The organism is Serratia sp. HMSC15F11 (genome assembly GCF_001808215.1).
Taxonomy (GTDB): Bacteria; Pseudomonadota; Gammaproteobacteria; order Enterobacterales; family Enterobacteriaceae; genus Serratia; species Serratia nevei.
Genome location: NZ_KV792412.1, coordinates 1 through 2,001, shown reverse-complemented (window position 1 = coordinate 2,001; position 2,001 = coordinate 1). Strand labels below are relative to the sequence as shown.

Below are 2,001 nucleotides of genomic sequence, written 5' to 3'. Positions count from 1 at the left end.
TCTCGTAAAGAGCTTGCCAACGCCATCCGCGCACTCAGCATGGACGCCGTACAAAAAGCAAATTCCGGCCACCCGGGTGCCCCTATGGGCATGGCGGACATCGCCGAAGTCCTGTGGCGTGACTACCTCAACCACAACCCGACTAACCCGCTCTGGGCTGACCGCGACCGTTTCGTGCTCTCCAACGGCCACGGCTCCATGTTGATTTACAGCCTCCTGCACCTCACCGGCTATGACTTGCCGATGCGCGAGCTGGAAAACTTCCGGCAGCTGCACTCCAAAACCCCAGGGCACCCGGAGTACGGCTACACCCCAGGCGTTGAAACCACCACCGGCCCGCTGGGCCAGGGCATCGCCAACGCCGTCGGCTTCGCCATCGCCGAACGCACCCTGGCGGCGCAGTTCAACCGCCCGGGCCACGACATCGTTGACCACCACACCTACGCCTTCATGGGCGACGGCTGCATGATGGAAGGCATCTCGCACGAAGTCTGTTCTCTGGCCGGTACCCTCAAGCTCGGCAAGCTGACCGCTTTCTACGATGACAACGGCATCTCCATCGACGGCCACGTCGACGGCTGGTTCACCGACGACACCGCCCTGCGTTTCGAAGCCTACGGCTGGCACGTGGTGCGCAACGTTGACGGCCACAACCCGGATGCCATCAAGGCCGCGATTGAAGAAGCGCGCAAGGTGACCGACAAGCCGTCGCTGCTGATGTGCAAGACCGTTATCGGCTTCGGTTCGCCGAACAAGGCCGGCACCCATGACGTGCACGGCGCCGCGCTGGGCGCAGCCGAAGTGGCCGCCACCCGCGAAGCGCTGGGCTGGAAATACGCCGCCTTTGAAATCCCGCAGGACATCTACGCCCAGTGGGACGCCAAAGAAGCCGGTCAGGCCAAAGAAGCGGTCTGGAACGACAAGTTCGCCGCCTACGCCAAGGCCTTCCCGGAGCAGGCTGCCGAGTTCAAGCGCCGCATGAACGGCGAGCTGCCGGCCGACTGGAAAGCCGACGCCAAAGCGTTCGTGGAAAAACTGCAGGCCAACCCGGCCAACATCGCCAGCCGCAAGGCGTCGCAGAACGCGCTGGAAGCGTTCGGCAAGGTGCTGCCGGAGTTCCTGGGCGGCTCTGCCGACCTGGCACCGAGCAACCTGACCATGTGGTCCGGCTCGAAAGCGCTGAACGTTGACCCGGCGGGCAACTACATTCATTACGGCGTGCGCGAGTTCGGCATGACCGCCATCACCAACGGCATCGCGCTGCACGGCGGCTTCCTGCCGTACTCGGCGACCTTCCTGATGTTCGTGGAATACGCCCGCAACGCGGTGCGCATGGCGGCGCTGATGAAGCTGCGCAACGTGTTCGTCTACACCCACGACTCCATCGGTCTGGGCGAAGACGGCCCGACCCACCAGCCGGTGGAGCAGCTGGCGAGCCTGCGCGTGACCCCGAACATGAGCACCTGGCGCCCGTGTGACCAGGTGGAATCGGCGGTGGCGTGGCAGTACGGCATCGAGCGCAACGACGGCCCGACTACGCTGGTGTTCTCGCGCCAGAATCTGACCCAGCAGCCGCGCAGCGCAGAGCAGCTGGCGAACGTGTACCGCGGCGGCTACGTGCTGAAAGACTGCGCGGGCACGCCGGACGTCATCCTGATTGCCACCGGCTCCGAAGTGGGCATCACGGTGGAAGCGGCGGACAAGCTGACCGCGGCGGGCCGCAAGGTGCGCGTGGTGTCGATGCCGTCGACCGACGCGTTCGACAAGCAGGATGCGGCGTACCGCGAGTCGGTGTTGCCGGCGGCGGTAACGGCGCGCGTGGCGGTGGAAGCGGGTATCGCGGACTACTGGTACAAGTACGTGGGCCTGAACGGCGCCATCGTGGGCATGACCACCTTCGGTGAGTCGGCGCCGGCGGAGCAGCTGTTCGCCGAGTTCGGCTTCACCGTGGACAACGTGGTGGCCAAGGCGCAGGCGCTGCTGAAGTAAGCGGCCTGGCGC

General features: G+C 65.4%; 1 protein-coding gene. It reads left to right on the top strand.

The window, feature by feature from the left end; all coding sequences use genetic code 11:
• On the top strand, positions 1-1,989 hold a 1,989-nt coding region (tkt, locus tag HMPREF3138_RS06980), incomplete at its 5' end, for a transketolase (RefSeq protein WP_210394200.1).
• Positions 1,990-2,001: the final 12 nt, after the last annotated feature.